Here is a 21,770-nt window from a genome sequence, read left to right as displayed (position 1 = left end):
GCACAAGCAGTGCAATACCCCCTTTAATTTTGCCAGAACCCGAAGAGGGCAGAAAAGGAATCTTCCTGCCTCAGTTACAGACCACCCCCTCGGATGCACCCTTCTCCCAGACAATCTCTGCAGGACGCACATAGACCACGAACAGGACCAGGCTGGCGATCGCCATGGCGACGCTGGCAATGTTTGACGGCAGGGCCGGCAGGCCAAAGCCAATCTTGGCCTGGAGGATAAAGGCGGCATCCACAGCGGTCATGAAGGCTGCGGGAAGTGAACAGATCCAGTGAAACTTCCCCTTCTTTGCAAGATAGATTGCAGCGCTCCAGAGCACCAGCATGGAAAGCATCTGGTTCGACCATCCGAAATAACGCCAGATGATCTTGAAATCGACCTGGGTAATCAGGAAGGCGACGATGAACAGCGGGACTGCAATCATAAGACGTTTTGCCGCCTTGGACTGGTCCATCTTAAAGGTTTCGGCAATAATCAGCCGGGTTGACCTGAAGGCAGTATCACCGCTGGAGATGGGCAGGATAACCACCCCGAGAATGGCGAGAAAACCGCCCAGGGGACCAAGCAGGGTGTTGCAGGCCTCATTGACCACAGCAGCCGGTGAACCGGAGGCGATCACACTGTTCATGGCCTCCGGACCGGTATAGAAGGAAAGGCCGACAGTCGTCCAGATCAGGGCAATGATGCCCTCCATGATCATGGAACCGTAAAAGACCTGGCGCCCCTTGTTCTCGTTGTTGATGCAACGGGCCATGAGAGGCGACTGGGTCGAATGGAACCCGCTGATCGCCCCGCAGGAGAGGGTGATAAACAGCAGCGGCCAGATGGCCTTATCGCCGGGATGGGTATTGGCGCCAAAATCAAGGTTCGGCAGGATCTCATAGCCGTGGTAGATGAGGCCTCCCATGATTCCCACGGTCATGAAGATCAGCAGGGCGCCGAACAGGGGGTAGAGCCGACCGATGATCTTGTCGATTGGCAGGATGGTTGCCGTGAAATAGTAGAGGAAGATAGAGCCGATGAGCAGCTGGACGTTGAGGCCGGTGAGGTTGCTGAGCAGCTTGGCCGGCCCAAGGATAAAGACCACCCCGACCAGGAGCAGCAAAATAATGGAAAAGATGCGCAGCGCCTGCCTGGCCGGCATTCCCATGATATCACCAACCACCTCAGGGATCGATTTTCCGCCACTCCTGACAGACAACATCCCGCTGAAATAATCATGGACCGCGCCGCCGAAGATACAGCCGACCACGATCCATAACAGGGCGGAAGGCCCGTAGAGCGCTCCGAGGATGGGACCGAAGATGGGGCCGAGACCCGCGATATCGAGGAGCTGGATGAAAAAGACCTTCCAGGTGGGCATGGAGATGTAATCCACCCCATCCTCCTTGACCAGGCAGGGGGTTTTCCTGGCCTCATCAATGCCGAAAACCTTTTCCACGAAAAGGCCGTAGGTACAGTAGCCGAGTATGAGCAACCCGACACAGCTTAGAAAAAATGTCATCTCTTATCCTCCTTTGGTTGAATGACGAGTAGATACTCTGCTGCTTCGATGCAAGGAGATGCTAACGGAGGTCACTCGGGCGAACAACAGATCCGGGCCGGAAGGTATAATTCGGGGCCTGGAAGGGAGCTGGAAGGAGCTGAGTTGCACTGCCCTGTTTTGGCTCTATCCGAATGTCCCCAGGGGAGATAACAGCTAAGCCCCATGCAACAGGCTTGGGAGAAAAGCCCCCTGTTGCAGGATACGGGTCGACTGTTCAACGCTCCAAAGAGTCTTGAGGATGGTAGATGAGCATGGATTGAACCTCTTCTTCAGGCTCAAAAAGATGAGGGAGTTCCCTTCCGGAGCCCCCCTCTGTACGGAGGTCATTGTGGATGATGTCCGGGCTGGTTTTGATTGCGGTTATTATGGATCTATCCATGCATTCTTTTCCGCCATGGACTCCTGGGCGGCAATGACGGCTACAACAGATCAGGGCATGGAGAGAGAACCCCGGACGCCTGCCTGCACGGGATGGACGGCTATGATAAACCAGCCATGGGGAGAGACCTCTGGACGCCTGCCTGCACAGGATGGACGGCTACGATAGACCAGCCCATGGGGAGAGACCCTTCAGCGGCAGTGCCACAAAAGACTGGTGCACACGGCTTGCTTCATGGGCCAGCCGCCACGCCCTCGGCAAGGGGCATCAACTCCGCCTGCCTGGGAATGGAAAAAGAGATGGTCGTGCCCTGTTCAGGAAGGCTCTCGATCTTCATCGCATACTCGGGACCGTATATCTGCTCGAGCCGGTAGTTGGAGTTCCGCAGCCCGACCCCTTCCTGGTGGGATTCGATCTCCTTTCTGAGCAGGAGGGAGGCGAGGACATCTGTCGGGATCCCCATACCGTCGTCACGAACCGTCACCTCCAGCACATCCTGGCGGCTGAGGATGGCAAGCCCGATGGTGCCCCCTCCCTCCCTCGCCTTGAGGCCGTGCTTGATGGCATTTTCGACCAGGGGCTGGATGATCAGGGAAGGAATCGGCCACTCTCTGCACCCCTCCTCCACCTCGATCTCCACCTTGATGAGCTCGCCGAAGCGGGCCTTCTCTATGGCCAGGTAGGAGTTGATTTGATCCAGCTCATCGGCAAGACGGATGAAGCCCCTGGAAGAATCGAGGTTCTTCCGCATATACAGGGAGAGATCCAGGATAAGCTCCCTTGCTCGATCCGGTGCGGTACGACAGAAGGAGGCAATGGTGTTCAGCGAGTTAAAGAGGAAATGGGGATTGATCTGGGCCTGAAGGTGACGGATTTCCGCATGGGCCAGCAACCTGTCCTTCACCTGGATATCCGCAAGCTCCAGCTGAATGGAAAAGAGGTCGGTCAAGCCCTTGGCGATCTCAAAGAGGATCGAGTTGAGTTCAAAGCGTGAAGAGCCGTAAAATTTCAAGGTGCCGACAATCCCGCCCCCCTTTTTCAGGGGCACGATTATGGCCGAGCGGAAGGGACAGTCATCTCTGTTGCAGCCGATCGACTCCCGTTCCTTCAGGAAGATAGGCTCCCCGCTTGAGATGAGCCGCATGGTGGCCCTGGTGATGATGGGCTTGCCCGCGAGATGATGGTCGTTGCCCTCTCCCTCGTGGGCGAGCACCTGAGCAGTGTCTGTCACCGAAACCGCAGCCACCGGCAACTTCTCATGAATAATCCTCGCCATTGCCTGGGCGCTGTCCCTATTCAGGCCGGAACGAAGATAGGCAACCGTTGTGTTGGCAATATCAAAAATCTTCTGGGTCTGATCCGACTCCTTCCGCTCCCTGAAGGCCTGAATGGAGACGATCACGTGTACAAACAGGGCCGCACCGAGGCTGTTGCCGATGATCATGGGCAGGGCAATCACCTTAACCAGGGCAAGGGCGCTGGCAAAGGGCTGGGAAAGCAGCAACACCATCCCCATGTGAATGCCCTCGCCAAAGAGGGTCAGGACAAAGGCGATCTTCCAATCCATGCATCGTTCCTTGAAGTGATGGTGCACCCCCCCGGCAAGAACGCCCTCGAGGATGGTGGCCAGGGAACAGGCAATGGCACTGAAGCCCCACGGATCGATGATAAATCTATGGCCGCCGGCGATGAGCCCTGCGCCCAGGCCCACCAGCGGACCACCGAACAGGCCGGCCGTTATCACGGCCATGGCCCTGAGATTGGCGATGGAGTTAAAGATAGCGTTGCCGCTGTAGGTGCCGAGAATCCCAAACAGACCGAAAAAGATGATGAGGAAGAGTCGGTTTGCAATACAGGTTTTTCGGAAATTGATCTCCTGAACCGGGGAGATGGTCAGGAGGACAAAGGCACCGGCCACCAACAGGCCGACATGCTTTAACAGGATCGTGATCAGTGCTGCGATGGACATGGAGGATAACCAGAGACTACGGAGGTATTCTTTATGCCTTGCCAAGAGCGGCTGACTAGATAGCCAGCCGCTCTTTAAAGGCTTTCACCCGGGAACGGCTGACCGCAAGCTCGGAGCCTTCACGGTCCGCCATGATGAGGCTGTATTTTCCGTTGAACCAGGGGCTGAACTCCCGGATGAAATTGAGATTGACGAGAACGGATCGATGTGCCCTGAAAAAACCTGAACCGGCAAGATGCCCCTCCAAGCGGTCCATGGTCGTGATCCCGTGCAGGGGAATGGTCGCCTCAAAGGTGTGGACATGGATTCGGCCCTCACGATAGCTGCAGTAGACGATCTCCTCCGGTGCCAGCAGCCTCATGCGGCCATTCTTCTCCACCGAGATTTTCACCGTCTCTGGCTGGCTAGAGCTGGCGACATGGTTGATCAGGGATTGCAGCCGAGATTCCAGGGAGGTTTCATCGCTCTCCGCCAGGAGTCGCCCTACCCGCTCAACGGTGGTCGCCAACCTCTGCTCGGATATGGGCTTGAGGATATAGTCAACGGCACTCTCTTCAAAGGCCTTGACCGCATAGTTGTCGAAGGCGGTAACAAACACGAAAACGGGAGGCGCTTCCATGGCAGCGAGGGCCTGGATAACCTCAAAACCGTTTCTCCCCGGCATCTGAATATCCAGAAAGGCCAGGTTGGGTTTCAGCTGCTTAATGACGGAGATGGCCTTGCCGGCAGAATCCGCCTCTCCGCAGACCTCAACCTCACTGTAACGGGAAAGCAGGTAACGAAGCTCGTCACGTGCCGGGGCCTCGTCATCCACGATGACACATCTAATCTTCATTGGAACACGACCTCACAAGAACTCTGCCAGCCCTATGTTCAGGGTACCCATACAGGGGAAAAGGTGAAAAACAAGGTTTCAAGCCAGCCTCAGCCCCTCAGTTCCTCTGAGGTTCCAGCCGGCACATAAACGAGCGGCTGGTGGAAGTGCCGGTGACCGCTCCACGGACCTCATCCTCGGTAAGCAGGTTGAGACCCGATTGCGGCCGGTAGTCGCCCCAGCCCCAGGCCAGCCGGATCGAGCCGGATCTGACGACGGTGGAGAGCCGTGCCTCCATCTCGACCTTGCCTTTCGGGGTGACGATGGCCACCGGGTCCCCCTGGCTGATGCCAAGGCCTGTCGCATCCTCGGGGTGGAGATCGACACAGCAGCCGGGCCCCTTCTCCCTCAGCTTCGCGATGGTGAAAAACTGTGAGTTGGTAAAACGGGTATCGCGGCCACCGCTGATCCCGATCAGGGGGAACTCGTCGGCCCTGTCGGCAAAGCTGATGGGACTGGTACCCATGCCCTGCTCCAGCGGAGTGGCGGCAAAGCCCCCTGCGGCAAGGCGCTCGGAGCAAAACTCCACCTTCCCCGATGGGGTGGAAAAACCATCCTGCTCATATTTTTTATAGCGCAGCTCCTCCAGCCTGAGGCCGTTGGGGTTCCCGCGCAGGCTGGCAACGGTGATCCCGGTGGGTTCGAGCTGGTAATTGATCGCCTCTTCAGCAGACTGCCAGGGAAACTCCTCGCTGAAGCCGAGCCGCCTGCCCAGCTCGAAGACGATCTTCCAGTCCGGCCAGGAGTCGTGGAGCGGCTCGATCACCTCGTTCTGCAGGATGACGGGATTGTTGCGGATCGAGGAGCGGTTGAGCTGGGTCTTCTCAAAGCAGCTGGCAGCCGGGAGCACCACCTCGGCAAGCCTGGCGGTCTCGGTCATGAAGATGTCGATGACGACCAGCGACTCCACCGCCTCAAAGGCCTCTCTGGTCCGGGCCGAGTCGGCCATGGTCACCAGCGGGTTAGCGGACTGGACCACCACCATTTTCAGCGGATAGGGATCCTGGTCAAGGAGGGCGTTGATGACACAACCCTGGACCTGGTTACCCCAGGTCTCGCTGAAGGAGTTGAACAGGGGGTAGTCGCGCGTGATCGGCTCGACCCCGGCGGGCAGCCGATCCTTGAGCTGGATATTGCGCACTGCTACGGCCTGGGGCAGCACATCGCCGCCCTGGATATCGAGGTTGCCGCTGATGGCACGCAACATCGCCACCGTCCTGGTGGAGTCGAATACCTCCCGGTGCATGTCGAGCCCGTTGCCGTCAACGATGGAGGCAGGCCTGGTGGTGGCGTATATCCGGGCCACCTCCCTGATCTGTTCGACGGTAAGCCAGATCGCCTCGGCCACCGCCTCCGGGGAATAGTGGGCAGCGACCGCTTTCAGGGTATCAAAACCAAGGGTATAACGCTCGATGAACTCGGTGTCATACCAGCCCTGCGCCACGATCTCATGGATCATTGCCATGGCCAGCAAGGCGTCGTGGCCCGGCTTGATCTGCAGCCAGATGTCGGCCCTTGCGGCCAGGCGGGTCCTGACCGGGTCGACAACGATCAGGGTGGCCCCGTTTGCCTGGGCGTGCGCGATGCCTTCGGCTGCCCCCAAGACGGTGTTGCCGTCATTTTTCCCCCAGACGATGATGCATTTGGCGTTCTTTGCCTCGGGAAAGGCCATGGAACCATAGGTGTAGCTGTGGGCGAAGTCACGGGCCACAAAGCAGATTGAGCCGTTGCCGATGGTATTGGGCGAACCGAAGCAGTGCATCAGCCGGTTGGGGTAGTCCCAGGGAGCCCCCCAGTCGGCGGCCATGCCGCGCAGCCAGGCCACCGACTGGGGGCCGGATGCCTGCTTATGGCGGTTCATCAGCGCCACCACCCTGTCGAGTGCCTCGTCCCAGCCCGCCTCGCGGAAGCTGCCGTCCGCCTCCCTGATCAGCGGACTGGTGAGCCGTTGCTCTGAGTAGACGATATCCGGGGCATGACGGAGCTTGGGGCAGACCAGCCGCTGGTCCGGCTCAAGAAAGGATTTGCGCCAGGCAGCAACCAGGCGGCCGTCTTCGACCTGGGCCTGGATCGGACAGCAGGAGGAACAGAGACGGCAGATGGTATCATGGATCATCGTTCCCTCCTATCGCCTGGCATGCACGAAGCAGCTCCGGATCAGTTCATAGTGGTTGGTGTGGGTCCGGATCTTCCACCAGACACTATCCGGTTCGCTGACCTGCCAGGCCGGCTGCAGGACCCCCTCGGGATCCTGCAGCAGCCGGCTGATGTTATCGATGCCGCGGCCGCTGAATGGGCCGGCCTCCTGGCCGCCCAGCCACTCACTTACCGGAGCAACCTCCTCGGACCAGGAAAAGGGGTCAGAGAGGAGAAATTGAGCCTTCTGCCGACGGGTCACCCGGTTCATCTCCCTGAGATGCTGCATTGGGGAGGGCACCTTGTCGGCCAGGTTGAGTGAGGAAAACGAGCCGATGGCGTCCCCACGGAAGGGCAGGGCCAGGGCGTTGGCAACGATGAACTCCACCCTCTCACTGATGAAGTGGTCCGGCAGCTCGAGGGAGAAGAGCTTGCCGCTAAGCCCTTCATCCTTGATGGCCACAGACAGTTGCCGTTTTTTCATAAGGTTGCGGGCGGCGCGGGTAAAGGCCACCGAGTTGTCAAGCCCGATGGCCAAGTCGGAGCGGCCACTCATCTCAAAGGCGAAGCGGCCCACCGCGCCGCCGACGTCAAGGGCGATACCGCTGTGCGGCTCAATCAGTCCGGCCCAGGTGGAGTAGGCCCGGGAGCTGTGCTCGTCAGCGGTGAGCTCGCTGAAGTGACTCCAGAGATAGGAGGCGACCAGCGTCTCGGTCTCGTACCTGTTGGCAGCCACCGCCGCCGGCCGATGCATGGGGTCGAGGTTGGCGATGCCGTCGGTGATGGGAAACGATGACCTGCAGGAGGGACAGCCGAGGGTTCCGGTCTCGATATCACCATGGGACTCGACCATGATATCGGCTGTCAACGGAAACTCCCTGGGCAGGCAGAGAGGACAGATAAGCAACTCCAGTAACTGTTTTTTCATGACTCTCCTTTCTCTTCTTTGTATGTCGAAAAATAGCCGATAGGCAGGAAGATCATCCGCCTATGGAGTGAGTAATGATACAGATATTGCCACTGATACTTGGGGATATATTGAGCCTAGCCCCATTGCCCCATGAGGTCAAGGGCTGAGGGTTGACTCAATGAAGGGTATGGGCATGGGGTTCCTCTCACACCTGAACCGGGACAGGCTGAACCGCCGGCCCCATGGCAGGGAGGGGAGCGCCTGCGGGGTCAAACCCGGTCTTGACACCCTCCCCCCTTAGATCGACAGTTTTTCCCACTTGAGCAGCCAGGCCACCACCAGCCCCACCATAAAGCCCACCGCCAGGTTGGCGGCCAGGGTAATCCCCAGGATCAGCATGGCCACAAAGAGGTCCTTGCGCGCCTCCAGGTCCATCACACTCAGGGCCAGCTGGGCACCGGCAAAGACCAGCAGCACCCCCATGACCGCCATGGGCAGCAGGTTGAGCAGGCCGATGATCTGCCCACCGCAGAACAGGGCCAGGACCAGAAAGATCCCGCCGATCATCAGGTTGGAGGCCGCGGTGCGGGCGCCGAAGCGATAGTGGGCTGCCAGGCCGCCGGCACCGTGACAGAGGGGGATCCCGCCGCAACAGAAACTCAGGAAGTTGGCCAGGGCCATGCTCAGGCAGACGTTGCGGTTGGTCACCCTGGCGGAGCGCTCAGCAAAGTACTGCTGGGAGAGATCGGCATAGGCCAGCACCGCATTGCCCACGGTCATGGGCAGCTGGGGCAGGACCAGCACCAGGAGGGCAAAGGAGAAGTCCGCCTTTGCCGGAAAGGGAAAGGGCAGCAGTTCCGGCAGCGCAAAACCAAGCTCCGCCGTGGCGAGCTCCACCCTGGCCCCCAGGAGCAGGCCGCTCAGGATTCCGCCGACCACCACCACCAGACCTGCAGGATAGCGCTTGTTGTCCAAGAGGAGCAGGGTGACCAGGCCGCCGACCAGGCCGATGACCACCCCCACCTGGAGCGGCCCCAGGGACTGGAGGGCCAGGTAGGGCTCGGCAGCATGCTGGAGTTGCTGAAACCTGGAGCTGCCGATGATGAACTTGATCCCTCCGGAGAGCAGGAGGATGCCGGTGGAGAGCTGCACCCCCCGGATCACCGCCCTGGGGGTATATCTTCTGATCAGATCAATGGCCCCGGTCAGCCCTATGAGCAGGAGAAAGCCCCCGATCAGCAGGGAGGAGGCCATGATCTGGGAAGGGGTCAGGGCGGTGGCAATGGCATAGGCACCGATCACCTTCATGGGCTGCACCGGGACGGTTACCCCGAAAAAGAGGCCTGAGCAAATATAGAACAGACCAATGGAGAAAAAGACCCCCACCGGATTGAGGCCATTGACCAGGACCATGGCCATGGCAATGGGCAGCAGGGTCCCCAGATCCCCCAGGGAGCCGGCCAGTTCCATGCGATTCCAGGCGAAACGATCAGACATCTACTCCCCCTCATATACCGTTCTGATGAGCGACACTCACAGAGACATATCATCAAAACCGGTTGGTTATCGGTAAAGTGAGCTCCAGCCAACCCTATACCCAGCATTCACGACCCTACGCAAATACTAACAAAGGACTTTTCCCTCCTCTTCAACTACCTACAGAGGTTATGCGCTTATTATACGAATTCAGGATGCATATTTACCCTAAATATTTTCTACAATAGCGACAAAACTGCCAATGCGAACAGTTCTCACTGCCCGCTAGATTCACAGACACGCCTGAGCAGGTCGCGGCTCACACCGGTGTAGAGTGTCCCCCCTTCCGTTTGCTCGCCAGGATGTAAACGCAAGGGAGCTTCATGGTTCCTCCAAAACTGGATTCCCGCCTGCGCGGGAATGACTGAGTGGGGAGAGCCCCTCGCTGCCATGCGTATTCAGGCACTTTTCCCTTACCCCTGTATTCGCCTCTCCATTGCGGCGTCAACACATGATTTTTTACAGGCAACCCTGCTTTTTTCGATAGTAATCCAGCCCCCTCGTAATCCGAGCTGTTGGAAAAAGGGTGCAGGCTGCTCAGACGATGGTCCTGTAAGGCATATATATTATGACTCCTTTAAAAAAGCGCTTTTTCCAATCTCTACGTCATCTCGAAAATTTTATCCTCGAAATATCAGTTATATGCCTGCGCCATTTTTCCCCATGCCTCAGAGGCTACGCTTTCCTGATCTTGATCGAAAAATCTCACTTTTCAACGTACCCTTATCTGTACCCAATTTCTGATTTCCGCCCCGATCGCGGCCAAAAAACACGCCACCCATCACAGCAGAAAACGCTCATGCCTCACCCTTGAGGCCGATCTCCTCGGCCACCTCGCGCATGCCCATGATGGTGTCGGCAATCAACTCGCCGAGTTCCACCCCCAGCATGGCCGCGCCACGCTCGATGATGGAGCGGTCCACCCCGGCGGCAAAGCGCCTGTCCTTCCACTTCTTCTTCACCGACTTGGGCTTGAGGTCCATCACGCTCCTGGAGGGGCGCACCAGGGCGGTGGTGGCCACCAGACCGGTGAGTTCGTCGACGGCATAGAGCACCTGCTCCAGCTCGCTTAGCGGCTCCACCTCGCTGCAGATCCCCCAGCCATGACTGACCACGGCCCGGATCATCTCTTCGGGCCAGCCCTCTTCCCGGAGGATCTCCCCGGCCTTGAGACAGTGCTGTTCAGGAAACTGTTCGTAATCCAGGTCATGGAGCAGACCGACGATACCCCACTGCTCCTCGTCCTGCTGCCGCTGGCGGGCAAAGTAGCGCATCACCCCCTCCACGGCCAGGGCGTGTTTGAGCAAACTTTCAGATTGATTATAGCGAAGAAAAAGCTCAAGGGCCTGCTCACGGCCGGGCCCTGGGGTTGTTTGCTGCTCTCTTTCCATGGTCTTCCCTCCTGACTTGCGGGTTACAGGCTTCGCCGGTTATAGGATTAGGCCCCCTTGAAAAAGGGCCTTTCCGCCGACCACTGCGTTATTCTGGGCGGCGCTCAGCTGACCTTGATCGAAAGATCTCATCTCCCGATAGAGCGATCAGGCTGAGGATATCCGCCTGCTCCGGCTCACTCATCTTGAGCAACCTGCCGCTGTTGGAGAAAGAACAGGGCCTCCAGGACCCCGCCGCTGATGGTCCGGGCCTTGTCCGAGATGGTCTGGCAGTGGGCCCGGCTGCCGGGGCGGGGATCGATGTCCGCCATCTTCAGGCCGGGGCGGACCGCAAAACCGGACGGCAGGATCCCCCGCACCACCCCGCTGATCGGGGCCGGAACCGGCTGGTCAGCAATCCATGCCAGGGTCTCCCCCTGGATGACCTCCTCGCCGATCTGCCGCCGAACCCGGAGGGTCCCGCCGAGCGAGGCGTAGACCACCCGCTCCGTGGTAAATCCGTTGATCTCCCCGGGGATGCCGCTGTTGGCCGAGGCCGGTCCCTGGAGGATCACCCTGCCCAGGTCATGGCCCCGGGCGGTCTCGATCACCGCATCCACCTCCTCGCCGGCCGAAAAACCCGGACCCAGGCCGATGGTCACCGCGGCCATGGCCCGGTGGCTGCCACGATTCTTCTTGGCCAGGATGGCGTCCACCAGTGCGTCCGGGTAGAGCTCTGCCAGGCAGTGTGCCTGGGGATCCACCAGCAGCGGGATCTCTCCCTGTGCCCAGAGTTCCCCGGCCTGGGAGAGCTTGGTAATCAGCACCGCCCGGACTCCCTCCACGGTGGCCTCCCCCTGTGAGACGGCCTCGGAAAAAGCCACACTGCGGCGAATGGCCGTGGGCCGGGCGCTCTCCAGAACCAGCAGCCGAAAACCGCAGCGATGGAGCCTATGGATGGTGCCGCTGGCGATATCTCCGCCACCCCGGACCACCACCACACCCCTGGACTCCAGCCGCCTCATGGCTGGCTCCTCAGAGCGTAGATCTCCCTGGCCAGCTGGTAACGCTCCGGGGTATCGATGTCCATAAACTGTTGCTCATCGTCAAAGGGTACCTGCCGGACCTGAGCAGGGAAACGGGCCAGGAGTCGGCGGCCGCCGGAGTCGCCCTGGAGCGCCTCCAGCTCCATACGAGAGGCTGCCGGAAAAACCACCGGATTCTGCTGCAGCCCGGCCTTTCCCGGTGCCACCGGCACCACCATCATCTCCGGCTTATCAATAAAGACCTTCACCAGACGCTCAACAGTGGCGGCCTGGAGCAGGGGTTGGTCGGCCACGCAGAACATCAGCCCCAGGGGGGAACGGCTCCGGGCCAGCCCCAGACGGATGGAGTGGCTCTTGCCCAGCGCAGGCGCCTGGTTGGCAACGCAGACCAGGGGGTAGGAGGAGGCCGCCTCGGCCACCCGGGGATCCCCATAGACCAGCATGACCCGTCCAAACAGTGCAAAGGGAAATGGACGGAGAAAACAGTCCAGGACCGTGGTCGTCCCCAGGGGGAGGAGCAGCTTGTTGGCGCCCATCCGCCGGGAAGCGCCGGCGGCCAGGATGACGGCATCCGGCCGATCGCTCACAGCGTCAACAAGCATGGCAACCATGGCACACGCCCTGCTGGACACTGCCGGCCACCACCTGCAGCCGAGCCAGCTGACCCAGTCGGCCGGCAAGTGCGTCGGCATGGCAACGGTCCGGGCCAGACTCCACCTTGTTGAGCAGGAGGCAGCGCTGACCCCTTGCATACTGAAAGAGTCCCCGCTCATGGGTGATCAGCCTGCAGAGATGCTCCAGCCTGACCGGTTCGCCCACCTTTGCCCGGGTCAGCTCCAGAAAGAGCTCAAGACGGTGGACCAGCTGCTGCGTGATGACCGCTCCGATGGTCTGGATATCCACCACCCCGATGGTCCGACTGGTTAGGGCAGGGATCACCGGCTCGCTGGCCTTCCAGCCCTTCAGGGGTTTGCGGGCGGCGCCATCGGCCTCCAGCAGGACCAGGTCAAAGCGTGGCTGCTCCCGGCTGAGCAGCTCCGGGCCCACCCCGCGGATCTTGGAACCCCGGGCAGCCGCACTGCCGCCCAGGTAGATCCCGGGACGGCTCAGCTCCCGGCCTGCAAAGAGGGCACCGCTCAGATCCAGCCCGTCATAGGTCTCGTCTGCCGGCCGGGCGATCCGGGTGGTGGTGGAGACCAGCACCCGCAGCCCCAGGGCGCGCGCCTCCCGGGCCAGCCGATAGAGCAGGCTGGTCTTGCCTCCGGCCCCCACCAGGCAGACCACCTGGCCCGGGCCCAGCCCCAGGGCCCGGTAAAACAGGGGCAGCACAGAATCCTTCCCGGCTGCAGCACCGTCCTCAGTCGGCTGCATCAGCGCCCAGGGTGGCCAGCAGCACCTTTTCCGGGGTGATGGGCAGCTCCCGGAAATAGAGCCGGGGCAGATTGCCCACATCGGCCACATTGACAGCATTGACGGCATTGACGGCATTGGCAATGGCCTGGGCAATGGCCGGTGCCGGGGTGTTGCAGACCACCTCACCGATGGACTTGGCGCCAAAGGGACCGGTGGGTTCAACGCTCTCTTCAAAGACCACCCGGATATCGTGGATATCCAGGCGGCTGGGCAGGTTATACTCCATGAAGGAGTCGGTCATCAGCCGCCCCTTGGAGTTGTGGCGCACCTCCTCGTAGAGCCCCAGGCCGATGCCCATGACCACGCCCCCCTCCACCTGGATCCGGGCCAGGTTCCGGTTGAGCACCGTACCGCAGTCCACCACGGCCACGTAATCGCTCACCACACACTCGCCGGTCTCCAGATCCACCTCGACCTCGGCAAATCCCGCGATAAAGGGCGGCGGCGAGGTCTCGCCGCCAAAGGTTCCCTTGCCGACCAGCTGATCCATCCCCTCAAAGGAACAGAGGGTCTGGGCCAGTTCGGCCAGGCTCATGGTCTGGCCGTCCTCGCCGCTGAAGATGCCGTCTGCATAGTCGACCCGGGCCCCGTCCGCCAGCGACCACAGCCGGGCCACGGCGGCCCGCATCTGGGCCTTCATATCCTCGGCCGCCCGCAGGGCTGCGTTGCCGGTGACATAGGCGCCGCTGGAGGCATAGGCACCGGGATCATAGGGCAGGGTATCCAGATCAAAGCTGGAGGAGACGATCTGTTCCAGCTCCACCTCCAGGACCTCGGCCGCCACCTGATTGATCACCGTATCCGAGCCCTGGCCCATATCCGAGGCCGAGTGGCTCAGGGTAAAGAAGCCATCCTCGTTGAGCTTGAGCAGCACCGAGGCGGTATCGATCCGGGCGATGCCCGAGCCCTGCATGGTCACGGCCATGCCGTAGCCGCGCACCCGGGTATCGCTGAGCTGGACCCGGGGATAGTGCTCCTCCCAGCCGATCAGCTCGCACCCCCTGGTGATGCAGCGGTCCAGGGTGGAGCTGGCCAGTCGTGCCGGCTCGCCGGGCAGGGAACCGGAGAGGACCGGGTGGCTGTCGCCCGGAGTGATCAGATTCTTGAGCCTCAGCTCGGCCGGGTCCATGCCCAGCTGGTCGGCCAACTCGTTGAGGGCCGACTCCAGGGCAAAGGTACCCTGGGTGGCCCCGTAGCCGCGCAGGGCGCCTCCCGGGGTCTTGTTGGTATAGACCGCGTGGCCGTGGTAGCGGCAGGCCCTGGCCCGGGCATAGAGGGGCAGGGTCTTCTGCCCCACCACCCAGAAGACCGTGGGCGCATGCTCGCCGTAGGCACCGGTATCCGAGAGACAGTGGATATCGATGGCCCTGAGGCTGCCGTCCCGGTCTGCACCCAGGCGGACGGTGAGGGCCATGGCATGGCGGGTGGTGGTAGAGCTGAAGGCCTCGGGGCGGCTGTAGACCAGGCGGGCAGGTTTACCGGTCTTCATGGTCACCAGGGCGGGAAAGATCTCGACGCTGGCGGTCTGCTTGCCGCCGAAGCCTCCGCCCACCCGGGGCTTGAGTACCTTGATCCTGTTCCTGGGGATATCCAGGATCCGGGAGAGATGACGCCGCACATGGTAGGGGACCTGGGTGGAGGTCATCACCTGGAGACGGCCATGGACATCCAGGGAGGTGGTGGCCCGGTAGGTCTCCATCATGCAGTGGGCCTGGGCCTGGGTATGGTAGGTCTGCTCCAGCACCACCGGAGAGGCGGCCAGTTCCGCCTCCACATCCCCCTGCTCCACCGCATGGGCGGCAGCGATGTTTCTGGAGGGGTCACAGCCGATCTCAAAGTTGGTGTGGACCGACTCCGGGTGGACCAGCTCCGCGTTGTCCAGGGCCGAGGCCGGATCCAGCACCGGGGTGAGCACCTGGTAGTCCACTCGGATCAGGGCCAGGGCCCGGGTGGCGCTGGCCTCGTCCACGGCCGCGACAATGGCCACCTCATCCCCCACATAGCGGAGCCGTCGATCCAGGACCCTGCGGTCATAGGGCGAGGGTTCGGGATAGGACTGGCCGGCCAGGGTAAAGGCGGTCTGGGGGACATCCTCATGGGTGAGCACACACTCCACCCCTGGCAGGGCCCGGGCCGCAGCAACATCGATGGAGCGGATCAGGGCCGATGCGTGGGGGCTGCGCAGCAGCTTGACCACCAGAACGTTGTTGTTCAGGTCCAGGTCACTGGTATAGGCCGGTACGCCCTTGACCAGGGCCAGACCGTCGATCTTGGCCACGGCCTGCTGTAGATGACGCATCACTCCACCTCCATAAACTCTTGAATGGCACGCATCTGGCCCTTGTAGCCGGAACAGCGGCAGAGATTGCCGGCCAGGTAGTGGCTGATCTCCTCTGGTGTGGGATTGCTCAGCTCCCGCTTCATGGCCAGGACGGTCATCACAAAGCCCGGGGAACAGAAGCCGCACTGCTCGGCCCCCTGGGCCACCATGTAGCGGCCAAAGGCCTCGGCCTCCTCCTGGAGGGCCTCGATGGTGGTGATCTGGTGCTCGGCCACCCGGGCGGTGAGGGTCGCGCAGGAGAGCACCGGCCGCTGGTCGAGCCAGACCGTGCAGAGACCGCAGGAACCGGTGTTGCAGCCGCGCTTGACACTGAGGTAGCCATAGCGGCGCAGGGTCTCGGCGAGAAACTCGCCGTTAGCAAAGGTAAGGCTCACCCTCCGGCCGTTGATGGTTGTTTCAAGCTCCATGCAGCACCTCGCTCAAGAGTCGTTTGATCAAAACAGGACAGACCGCCCGGCGATAGGCCTCACTGCCCCTGGGGTTCGTGCCCAGGGGGACTGCCTGGACGGTGATCCCGGCGGCCTCGACGATGCTCTCCCGGCTCAGGCCGTGTTGACGGAGATAGGCGGCTGCCGCCGGCACCAGCATGGCCCGGCCCGGCCGGCTGCCCACCACCAGCCGGTACTCCTCGTCCTTCCGGGAGACCGCGGCGTTGAGCACGGCATAGTCGGTCTGGGCCCTGCGCACCGAACCGAAGGCGGCCAGCCGTTCATCCCGGGGGATGGAGAGCTGCACCACCACGTCCCTGGCCGGCTTGGCAGAGAGAAACTCCTCCAGGGGGAGGACCCCGCGCTGGTGGAGATGGACCCGGGCCTCCAGGGCCAGGAGGGCGGTGAGGGGGTCGGAGAAGGGGTAGCGCCCGGCCACGGTGCCGCCGATGGTGACCGCAGCACGCAGCTGGACCCCGACGATATGACCAAGGGAGCGGGGCAGGACCCCGCCGGCCAGGGAGCGAAGCAGAGGATGGGTCTCCATGCTCCGCAGGCTGGTCATGGCCCCTATCTCGATCCAGGGACCGTTTTCCCGGACATAATCCAGTTGCAGAGCCGAGAGGTCTATGGCCGTGGTGATGGCCCGCGCCCCCAGGCGCAGGTAGCCGCAGCCCCCCAGGACCGCACTTCCCGGCACCGTGGTCAACAGCTCATAGGCCTCCTTGAGATCCGAGGCCAGGACGTATCTTTCTATCTGGAGCATAAGCAGAATAATCCTCTTTAAATACCCGGCAGACAGGCCGGGACAGGCGATCCTAAACAGAGCTATTAGACACCAAAGCGCCCTTCTTGCAAAGGAGATTTGGCAGGGAAAAAGGGGGAGCGAAACAGCAGGGCGAAAGGAGAGGGAGGCTCACTCCCCAGGCAGGGTTTGCCGCAGGACCCGCAGAACATTTTCGCCCATGATCCCGGCAATGGCTTTTTTGCTGGCAAAAGACGGCTCCGCCTCCCGGCCCTCAAGGTGACGAAGCAGGGCCTGGGTGATCCTGGGCAGGCCGGCGCTATCCACCACGGTGGAGACAAAACCGTCAAAATCCGAACCCAGGGCCACATGCTCCAACCCGGCCCTGGTGGCCACATAGTCCATGGCCCGGGACACCAGGGTGAGGCTCTGCCCCCCCAGGGCCCGTGCAAAGAGGCCAATGCCCACCACCCCCTCTGTTCGACCGATGGCGGCAACCTGGGCAGGTCCCAGATTGCGGGGGCTGTCGCTGGTCGCCCTGACCCCGCCATGGGATGCCATCACCGGTCTGCTCGTCATCCCCAGGAGATCCTCGATGGTCTCTTCCGAGGCATGGGCCAGGTCAAGGAGCATTCCCAGTTCCTGCGCCTGCTGCACCAGGGTTTGCCCTGCCGGGGTCAGGCCATGGCCTGTCTTTCCTTCGGCGGCACCGGCCATGGCATTGTCCATGAAGTGGGTTAAGCCCAGGATCCGATAGCCGGCTTGAAAGAGGGGCTGGATATTGGCAGGATTGCCCTCCAAGGCATGGGCCCCCTCCAGGGCCAGGATCACACCGATGAGGGCCTCCCCCTGACTACGGCAATCCAGGACCTCATCGATATCCCGGCAGCTGGTGATCAGCTTCAGGGGAATGGGTGAGTCGCCAGCGGCCGCGATAATCGCCTTCAGCTTCTCGGCCTGATAGAGTGCCCTGGCCAGCCTGCTGGAACGGGTCTGCCGTGGCCAGCCCTGGAGCCGGCCCAAGAGGTCGATGGTATCCCAGCGATCGGGATGCCGACGAGCGCCCAGGAGAGCCGTGGCCGGTACCCCGGTTACCGCAGCACAAACCTGGATGGCCACGTTGCCCTGATGCAGCCGCTGCCGGTCCAGGTGCCCCCTGGAGGAGAACTCCCAGGCCCCCCGGTTCCAGAGCAGGAAATCGGCATGGAGATCCACCACCCTGAGCTCACCATGGAGACGGGCGGCCTCTGCACTCAGCGGCCGCGGGGCCAGGAGGGTGCGATTGACCCTGGCGTCGATGAGCCCGGCCAAGCCAGATGACGGTTTGAGCGGCAAGCCGGTGGTGCTATCTGCAGCCATTGCTTCTCAACTCGATCTCCTTTGCCTGGAGCGCGAAACGCTCCTCCCGGCCGCCTGCAACGCTCCTGAAACACAGTCGCCTTCTAAGGGCAGCTAACGAATATAGTAGCCCGATACCCGCCAGGTCCCATCCTGCTGCCGGGAAGGCGTCACCGTCTCTACGGCTGCCTCCTTCTGGCTAAAGGAGGCGGCATACTGGATCACCACATACTCCCCATCCGGGGCACCGGGCAGGCTGGTGGTATACTGGCTGGCCAGCAGCCGGCGCGAAAGCAGCGTCCCCAGGGGTATTCGCACCCCCTGGGCCGTCTTTTGCCAATGCTCCTTGCTAACATTCTTCTGAAAATAGTCCGAGGCCTGGTCCCAGCTCAGACCATACTTGCCCGCATCCACCAGGGACAGCCAGGCAGCGGCAGCCGTCCGGGCCTGCTCCTCCTGCTCTTCAACAGCCCAGAGTGGCTGAGCCGTAAACAACAGCAACAGGCCAACAACCAGCAGAACTCGCTTTGTCATGATTTCCTCCCTTTCAAGGATTGCTCTTGGTGTTCTCTTGGGGTTCCAATCGGCTCAGAGCCCTGCAAACACTGGAGATCTCGGAGGCGAACGCCACCCGGGAGCGGCTCGGACCAGCCGCTGGATAACGACACCACTAACCTCATTATTTCAAACAGTTAAACACCTACCATTAATACAAGCAGAGGACAATTAAATAGTCGACACCGGGAAAAACGGGCAGGAGAGAGGGCAGCGCCAACAAGCGATTTTTTTTCATTTGGATTTGACGAATCCCATTCCAGATGCGACAATAGGGGCTATAACTGTCAGCACCAGGATTCCCCTGGTTCGTTGAGCACGATTCAGCGTAGGCGTATTCAGGAGCAGGTGGTCCTCGTTCCCCCCAGAATCACCAGAACCTTTATCAGCTCTGCAAACCGCGTGGCCAAGAGGAGACACAGCCCGGTGCCCTCGAGCAGATGCCTATCGTTTCTCTTCTTTCTTGAAAATACAATCGCCCGGCATGAGGTAGAGATATGGATGAGTTTCTCAGGAACATGACCATGAAAGATATCGGCGAGATCTTGCTCAGCCCCGATCAGTTGATCACCCTCTGCAACGAGGATGAAGCCGTGCTGCTCGATGTTCGTTTTCCCTTTGAAACCAGACTCTGGGGTATGAAGTTTGCGCTGGAAATCCCCCTAAACGAGCTGCCTGACCGGCTGAAGGAACTGCCCGGGGAGAAGATCATCGTCTGTGCCTGTCCTCTGGAGATCCGTTCCAACATCGCCTGCCAGTATCTGCTCCAGCAAGGTTTTCAGGCAAAGATCCTCAGCGGCGGCTTACTGAAACTGGCCGACCGACTTCGCGGTGGCCAGGCAAAGGATCTGCAACAGTAGCCAGTAGCCAGTAGCCGCAGAGGTGCTCTTCTACCTTGCCAGCTTTACGCTCACTCTCTTTTTTTCAGCGCTGTTTGCAACCGGAGGCGTGGGATCCGCCATTGTCCTGATCCCCCTACTCTCTCTGCTGGGCGTTGGCTTCGATCTCGCCAAGGCAGCCGGACTCTTGGTCAACACCGTTACCACCTCCACAGCCAGCCTGATCAACTACCGGCAAAAAGTACTGGAGGTGAAGGCAGCCGTTCCCTTTCTCTGCATCTCCGGACTGAGCGCCCCCCTGGGGGCATACGCAGGGCAGCATTTCAAGCTCGTCTATATCAAAGCCCTGTTTGTCCTTTTTTTGCTCCTCTCTGCCTATCTGATCTTTGGCCAACAGGAGCAGCGTTACCTGCAGCGGGAGAAGATGAACTGGCTGATGTATCCGCTGGCGTGCTCCGTCGGATTTATGGCAGGTTTGCTGGGGATAGGAGGAGGGGCATTGATTATCCCGGCACTGGCCTACATGCGATTTCCTCCGAAAAAAATCGCTGCAACCGTCAGCTTGATGATTCCTGCATCGACCTGTACCGCATTCCTCTCCTATGCCTACCTGGTGGATATAGACTGGATCTTGATCATGGTCATAACCGTAGCAGCCCTGCTTGGCGGAATCATCGGCACCACCATCATGCACAGTTACCTCAGAGATGTAGAGATGAAAAACATACTGGCAGCGATCTTATGCCTGATCGCGGGCAACATGATCTACGGGATGATCATCAGATGACCCCAGATCTTCAGGAAACACCCCCCCAGTTGGAGAGTGATCCCATCAGGGATGAACAGCTCTTTGCCAACAGCATCACCGCGATGATCCTGGTGGATGAACAGCGCATAATCAGAAAGGCCAACAAGAGATTCTGTGCGCTCTTCGGCTACAGCAACGAGGAGATTGTCGGCTGCAAGACCGCGCTGTTAACACCGACCAGGACCCATTTTGAAGAGTACAAAAAATATTTTGACCAGACCAGAGACGGCTCCTACCAAAGTAGTGAACTGCAGTACAGGAAGAAGCATGGCGAACTGTTCTGGGTCAAGCTCACCGGCATTCCCCTTGCTGCAGATGCAGGCCGCTTTATCCTCTGGTCCTTCGATGATATAAGCTTTGAGGTTGAGGCACGCCAGGAGATAGAGAACCGCTACCTGGAGCTTGAGATCATCTTCAACCGGGTTCCTGCCGGCTTGCTCTTCGTGGTGGACGGGAAGATCGAACGGGTCAACCCCTATTTCCTCAAGTTGGTCGGCCAAGAAAAAGAATCACTCACAGGTAACAACATATCTTTATTACTTGAAGATTTCGAAGAGGCCAAGAAGAAGAACAGCAAAAAACTTGTCACCTTCCAGACCAGGGACACCCCCATAGTCCTTGAACGGGAGATCGAGCAAGTCTCTGCCAACAGCTACATCGTCATCTTTCTGGATGTTACCGAGCATGTCCAGGAAAAGAAGGCCCTGCTCTCCAGGGCACAGACCGATGGCCTGACCACCATTTACAACCGCAGTACCTTTATGGAGATGGCCCAGAAAATGATGACAGACCCGGCCAATGGGACCATATCATTTATTATGCTGGATGTGGATCACTTCAAGGAAATCAATGACCTCTACGGTCACGACGTCGGCGACGATGTACTCAGGGAGCTGACCGGATTACTGAAAAAATATCTCCGTAGCAATGAAATCTTCGGTCGGTTGGGCGGAGAGGAATTCGGGATCGCCCTGCCTCTCCCCAAGGAGCAGGCCCTGGCAATCGCCACCAGGTTGCTCGAAGCGATTCGCTGCCAGACCTTTACCCGTCAACAGATAGAGGTAACCGTGAGCATGGGGATGGTGGACAGCAGCTTTTCCCCCCTGTTTGACGCCATGTACAGAGGCGCGGATCGTCTGATGTATATCGCCAAGCGGGCCGGCAGGAACCGCCTGCAATACTAGGCCAGCGAGTTCCCCCAGGCCAGGGGCAGATAAAGCCGCTCCTTCCCTCTCTCCAAAGCCCTGGGCCGAACCTTGCCGCTCATCAGCTCAAGGTACCCTCAAGAGAAGCAGATTCAGCAGCGAGGCCCCACCCCACATCACCAGCCCATAGTGCCAGTTGCTCTGCAGAATCCCCCGGGGTGAAGCCTTGTATCCGACTCACCAGGGCCAAGCCCAACCCGGACAGAGGGCTGCTGCCCGCGGTGATCGCCAACTGCTCAAGAAGAGAAAACCTAACCGGGAAGGGTCCGGTTGCAGGGGGATCAGCAGCGGGCTGACTATGGCGATGCTGACAATGGGATGCA

18 protein-coding genes are annotated in these 21,770 nt (G+C 60.4%); 3 read left to right on the top strand and 15 right to left on the bottom strand.

The features are described from left to right. Positions 1 to 70 precede the first annotated feature (70 nt). The 15 genes from G494_RS0119350 to G494_RS0119270 all read right to left on the bottom strand — a co-directional run bounded on the left by G494_RS0119350 (position 71) and on the right by G494_RS0119270 (position 18,574). On the bottom strand, positions 71 to 1,513 hold the full coding sequence (locus G494_RS0119350) for a carbon starvation CstA family protein (protein WP_028585837.1): 1,443 nt from the start codon (positions 1,511 to 1,513) through the stop codon (positions 71 to 73). A 653-nt stretch (positions 1,514 to 2,166) separates the two neighbouring features. Next, a complete protein-coding gene (locus G494_RS24585; RefSeq protein ID WP_035247593.1) occupies positions 2,167 to 3,903 on the bottom strand; it encodes a LytS/YhcK type 5TM receptor domain-containing protein in 1,737 nt (578 codons plus the stop codon). Positions 3,904 to 3,958: 55 nt separating this feature from the next. Further along, complete coding sequence (locus tag G494_RS0119335; RefSeq protein WP_028585835.1) at positions 3,959 to 4,738, bottom strand: LytR/AlgR family response regulator transcription factor; 780 nt, start codon at positions 4,736 to 4,738, stop codon at positions 3,959 to 3,961. 97 nt (positions 4,739 to 4,835) lie between these two features. Then, on the bottom strand, positions 4,836 to 6,893 hold the full coding sequence (locus G494_RS0119330) for a molybdopterin-containing oxidoreductase family protein (protein WP_028585834.1): 2,058 nt from the start codon (positions 6,891 to 6,893) through the stop codon (positions 4,836 to 4,838). Positions 6,894 to 6,902: 9 nt separating this feature from the next. Then, positions 6,903 to 7,841, bottom strand: a complete 939-nt coding sequence (locus tag G494_RS0119325; RefSeq protein ID WP_028585833.1) for a Trm112 family protein — start codon at positions 7,839 to 7,841, stop codon at positions 6,903 to 6,905. 279 nt (positions 7,842 to 8,120) lie between these two features. Then, a complete protein-coding gene (locus tag G494_RS0119315) occupies positions 8,121 to 9,320 on the bottom strand; it encodes a putative sulfate/molybdate transporter (protein WP_028585832.1) in 1,200 nt (399 codons plus the stop codon). An 836-nt stretch (positions 9,321 to 10,156) separates the two neighbouring features. Continuing rightward, positions 10,157 to 10,750 (bottom strand): HDIG domain-containing metalloprotein, encoded by a 594-nt coding sequence (locus G494_RS0119310; RefSeq protein ID WP_028585831.1) that lies wholly within the window; start codon positions 10,748 to 10,750, stop codon positions 10,157 to 10,159. A gap of 176 nt (positions 10,751 to 10,926) precedes the next feature. Continuing rightward, entirely contained in the window at positions 10,927 to 11,754 is an 828-nt protein-coding gene (gene yqeB, locus G494_RS0119305; protein ID WP_028585830.1) for a selenium-dependent molybdenum cofactor biosynthesis protein YqeB, read from the bottom strand. Continuing rightward, positions 11,751 to 12,386 carry an NTP transferase domain-containing protein gene (locus G494_RS0119300; protein ID WP_028585829.1) on the bottom strand — a complete coding sequence of 212 codons (636 nt, stop codon included), beginning with the start codon at positions 12,384 to 12,386 and terminating at the stop codon, positions 11,751 to 11,753. The genes yqeB and G494_RS0119300 overlap by 4 nt, the downstream gene beginning before the upstream one ends. Further along, positions 12,367 to 13,146, bottom strand: coding sequence for a selenium cofactor biosynthesis protein YqeC (gene yqeC / locus G494_RS24580; RefSeq protein ID WP_051305893.1), 780 nt, complete (start codon positions 13,144 to 13,146; stop codon positions 12,367 to 12,369). The genes G494_RS0119300 and yqeC overlap by 20 nt, the downstream gene beginning before the upstream one ends. Further along, the gene (locus G494_RS24575; protein WP_084457104.1) at positions 13,133 to 15,487 is read right to left on the bottom strand and encodes a xanthine dehydrogenase family protein molybdopterin-binding subunit; all 2,355 of its coding nucleotides are present in this window, start codon (positions 15,485 to 15,487) and stop codon (positions 13,133 to 13,135) included. The genes yqeC and G494_RS24575 overlap by 14 nt, the downstream gene beginning before the upstream one ends. Beyond that, entirely contained in the window at positions 15,487 to 15,936 is a 450-nt protein-coding gene (locus G494_RS0119285; protein ID WP_028585828.1) for a (2Fe-2S)-binding protein, read from the bottom strand. Before G494_RS0119285 ends, G494_RS24575 begins: the two co-directional genes overlap by 1 nt. After that, entirely contained in the window at positions 15,926 to 16,723 is a 798-nt protein-coding gene (locus G494_RS0119280; protein WP_028585827.1) for an FAD binding domain-containing protein, read from the bottom strand. Before G494_RS0119280 ends, G494_RS0119285 begins: the two co-directional genes overlap by 11 nt. A gap of 150 nt (positions 16,724 to 16,873) precedes the next feature. Next, the gene (locus G494_RS0119275) at positions 16,874 to 18,061 is read right to left on the bottom strand and encodes a dipeptidase (RefSeq protein WP_028585826.1); all 1,188 of its coding nucleotides are present in this window, start codon (positions 18,059 to 18,061) and stop codon (positions 16,874 to 16,876) included. Positions 18,062 to 18,154: 93 nt separating this feature from the next. Beyond that, a complete protein-coding gene (locus G494_RS0119270) occupies positions 18,155 to 18,574 on the bottom strand; it encodes a DUF4019 domain-containing protein (RefSeq protein ID WP_028585825.1) in 420 nt (139 codons plus the stop codon). Between the two features lie 518 nt (positions 18,575 to 19,092). Between G494_RS0119270 and G494_RS0119265 the strand changes: the two genes are divergently transcribed. Genes G494_RS0119265 through G494_RS0119255 form a run of 3 tightly spaced genes read left to right on the top strand, consistent with a single transcriptional unit; the run spans position 19,093 to position 21,426 of the window. Then, positions 19,093 to 19,455: a rhodanese-like domain-containing protein gene (locus tag G494_RS0119265; RefSeq protein WP_028585824.1), complete on the top strand. Its 363-nt coding sequence runs from the start codon at positions 19,093 to 19,095 to the stop codon at positions 19,453 to 19,455. Between the two features lie 22 nt (positions 19,456 to 19,477). Beyond that, on the top strand, positions 19,478 to 20,221 hold the full coding sequence (locus G494_RS0119260) for a sulfite exporter TauE/SafE family protein (RefSeq protein ID WP_028585823.1): 744 nt from the start codon (positions 19,478 to 19,480) through the stop codon (positions 20,219 to 20,221). Further along, on the top strand, positions 20,218 to 21,426 hold the full coding sequence (locus tag G494_RS0119255) for a sensor domain-containing diguanylate cyclase (RefSeq protein ID WP_028585822.1): 1,209 nt from the start codon (positions 20,218 to 20,220) through the stop codon (positions 21,424 to 21,426). Before G494_RS0119260 ends, G494_RS0119255 begins: the two co-directional genes overlap by 4 nt. Positions 21,427 to 21,770: the final 344 nt, after the last annotated feature.

The organism is Desulfogranum mediterraneum DSM 13871 (assembly GCF_000429965.1).
In the GTDB taxonomy this organism is placed as follows: Bacteria; Desulfobacterota; Desulfobulbia; order Desulfobulbales; family Desulfobulbaceae; genus Desulfogranum; species Desulfogranum mediterraneum.
The sequence above is the reverse complement of the archived record's forward strand: the minus strand, read 5'-3'. Positions and strand labels throughout refer to the sequence as shown.

What these genes read in the sequence shown, in the direction of transcription:
- G494_RS0119270 (WP_028585825.1), bottom strand. Translation starts at nt 18,574, where the DNA reads ATGACAAAGCGAGTTCTGCTGGTTGTTGGCCTGTTGCTGTTGTTTACG.
- G494_RS0119335 (WP_028585835.1), bottom strand. Translation starts at nt 4,738, where the DNA reads ATGAAGATTAGATGTGTCATCGTGGATGACGAGGCCCCGGCACGTGAC.
- G494_RS0119350 (WP_028585837.1), bottom strand. Translation starts at nt 1,513, where the DNA reads ATGACATTTTTTCTAAGCTGTGTCGGGTTGCTCATACTCGGCTACTGT.
- G494_RS0119330 (WP_028585834.1), bottom strand. Translation starts at nt 6,893, where the DNA reads ATGATCCATGATACCATCTGCCGTCTCTGTTCCTCCTGCTGTCCGATC.
- G494_RS0119280 (WP_028585827.1), bottom strand. Translation starts at nt 16,723, where the DNA reads ATGCTCCAGATAGAAAGATACGTCCTGGCCTCGGATCTCAAGGAGGCC.
- G494_RS0119255 (WP_028585822.1), top strand. Translation starts at nt 20,218, where the DNA reads ATGACCCCAGATCTTCAGGAAACACCCCCCCAGTTGGAGAGTGATCCC.
- G494_RS24585 (WP_035247593.1), bottom strand. Translation starts at nt 3,903, where the DNA reads ATGTCCATCGCAGCACTGATCACGATCCTGTTAAAGCATGTCGGCCTG.
- G494_RS0119310 (WP_028585831.1), bottom strand. Translation starts at nt 10,750, where the DNA reads ATGGAAAGAGAGCAGCAAACAACCCCAGGGCCCGGCCGTGAGCAGGCC.
- G494_RS0119285 (WP_028585828.1), bottom strand. Translation starts at nt 15,936, where the DNA reads ATGGAGCTTGAAACAACCATCAACGGCCGGAGGGTGAGCCTTACCTTT.
- G494_RS0119315 (WP_028585832.1), bottom strand. Translation starts at nt 9,320, where the DNA reads ATGTCTGATCGTTTCGCCTGGAATCGCATGGAACTGGCCGGCTCCCTG.
- G494_RS0119275 (WP_028585826.1), bottom strand. Translation starts at nt 18,061, where the DNA reads ATGGCTGCAGATAGCACCACCGGCTTGCCGCTCAAACCGTCATCTGGC.
- yqeB (WP_028585830.1), bottom strand. Translation starts at nt 11,754, where the DNA reads ATGAGGCGGCTGGAGTCCAGGGGTGTGGTGGTGGTCCGGGGTGGCGGA.
- G494_RS24575 (WP_084457104.1), bottom strand. Translation starts at nt 15,487, where the DNA reads ATGCGTCATCTACAGCAGGCCGTGGCCAAGATCGACGGTCTGGCCCTG.
- G494_RS0119265 (WP_028585824.1), top strand. Translation starts at nt 19,093, where the DNA reads ATGGATGAGTTTCTCAGGAACATGACCATGAAAGATATCGGCGAGATC.
- yqeC (WP_051305893.1), bottom strand. Translation starts at nt 13,146, where the DNA reads ATGCAGCCGACTGAGGACGGTGCTGCAGCCGGGAAGGATTCTGTGCTG.
- G494_RS0119300 (WP_028585829.1), bottom strand. Translation starts at nt 12,386, where the DNA reads ATGGTTGCCATGCTTGTTGACGCTGTGAGCGATCGGCCGGATGCCGTC.
- G494_RS0119325 (WP_028585833.1), bottom strand. Translation starts at nt 7,841, where the DNA reads ATGAAAAAACAGTTACTGGAGTTGCTTATCTGTCCTCTCTGCCTGCCC.